General features: G+C 66.1%; 1 protein-coding gene. It reads left to right on the top strand.

Features of this window, described 5'->3' with window-relative positions:
• On the top strand, positions 1 to 1,849 hold a 1,849-nt coding region (locus ACFWF3_RS34205), incomplete at its 5' end, for an ATP-dependent Clp protease ATP-binding subunit (RefSeq protein ID WP_379318166.1).
• Positions 1,850 to 1,901 lie beyond the last annotated feature (52 nt).

Raw genomic sequence — 1,901 nt, 5'->3', positions numbered from 1 at the left:
GGGGCTGGCCCAGCGCATCGTCAACGGGGACGTGCCGGTCACCCTCGCCGACCGCCGCGTCATCGCACTCGATGTCGGCTCGCTCGTGGCCGGGAGCAAGTACCGCGGCGAATTCGAGGAGCGGCTGACCAAGATCCTCGACGAGGTCCGTGCGCACAAGGACGAGCTGATCATCTTCATCGACGAGCTGCACACCATCGTCGGCGCCGGCGGCGGTGGTGAGGGCTCGATGGACGCGGGCAACCTGCTCAAGCCCGCGCTGGCCCGCGGCGATCTGCACGTCGTCGGCGCGACCACCATCGATGAGTACCGCAAATACATCGAGAAGGACGCCGCGCTGGAACGCCGGTTCCAGCCGGTGATGGTCTCGGAGCCCTCGGTGGAGGACACCATCGAGATCCTGCGCGGCCTGGCCGATGTGTACGAGGAGCACCATCAGGTGCGCTACTCCGACGAGTCGCTGGTCGCGGCCGCGCAGCTGTCGGATCGCTACATCACCGACCGGTTCATGCCCGACAAGGCGATCGATCTGATCGACCAGGCGGGCGCCCGGGTCCGGCTCCGTTCGGGCACCCCCGACCCGGCGGTGAAGGCCAGGGACGAGGCGATCGCGCGGCTGTACCGGGAGAAGGACGCCGCGGTCGACAACGAGGACTACGAGAAGGCCACGGCTCTCAAGGCCGACATCGCCGCCGCCGAGGAGGAGCTGGAGGAGTCCGGTGCGACGTCGTCGGAACCGATCGTCGATGTCGTCGACATCGCCGAGGTGATCTCCAAGCGCACCGGCATTCCGGTGGCTGATCTGACCGCCGAGGAGAAGCAGCGCCTGCTCCAGCTCGAAGACGTCCTGCACAAGCGGGTGATCGGGCAGAACGAGGCCATCGTGGCGATCGCCGAGGCGGTGCGCCGAGCGAGGGCCGGACTCAAGGACCCGAGCCGGCCGATCGGGTCGTTCCTGTTCCTCGGCCCCACCGGTGTCGGCAAGACCGAGCTCGCCAAGGCCCTCGCGGAAGCGGTCTTCGGCGACGAGGATCGCCTGATCCGATTCGACATGAGCGAGTTCCAGGAGAAGCACACGGTCTCGCGACTGGTCGGCGCCCCGCCCGGATACGTCGGCTACGACGATGCCGCCCAGCTGACCGACAAGGTGCGGCGTCAGCCGTATTCGGTGATCCTGTTCGACGAAGTCGAGAAGGCCCACCCCGATGTGTTCAATGTGCTGCTGCAATTGCTCGACGACGGGCGCGTCACCGATTCCAAGGGCCGCACAGTCGATTTCAAGAACACGATCGTGATCATGACGTCCAACATCGGGTCGCACCTGATCCTCGAGGCGCCACCCGGCGACCTCGACTCCATCGTGCCGCAGCTCGAAGAGCTACTGCGCCAGCACTTCCGACCCGAGTTCCTCAACCGGATCGACGAGCAGATCGTGTTCCATCGCCTGGACAAGGAGCAGCTGGAACAGATCGTCGAACTGATCCTGGATCGCACCCGGCGCATGCTCGCCGCCCAGGACATCGAACTCGAGATCAGTCAGTCCGCGGTGGACTGGTTGAGCGAGCGCGGTTTCCAGCCCGAATTCGGTGCGCGACCGTTGCGCCGTACGGTGCAGAAAGAGCTCGACAACCGGGTCTCGCGGCTGCTCCTCGACGGCGGGCTCGATCCCGGCGGCACGGTGAAGGTCGACACCGCCGACGACGATCTGGTCGTCACGGCGATGAACCCGGGCGGTAAGCCCGACACCAATGGTTCCGCACCCGCGCCCGCGGCGAAGAAGCCGGCCAAGAAACCCGCCAAGAAGGCCGCGAGCAAGAAGGGTGACGACAAGAAGCTCGCGTCGAAGTAGCGAAACGACGACTGTGGCCCGGTTCGTACGAACCGGGCCACAGTGTTGTCAT

It is taken from the genome of Nocardia sp. NPDC060220, from assembly GCF_042727815.1.
Taxonomy (GTDB): domain Bacteria; phylum Actinomycetota; class Actinomycetes; order Mycobacteriales; family Mycobacteriaceae; genus Nocardia.
Note: the sequence above shows the minus strand (reverse complement) of the source record. Positions and strands in the feature narration are given on the sequence as shown.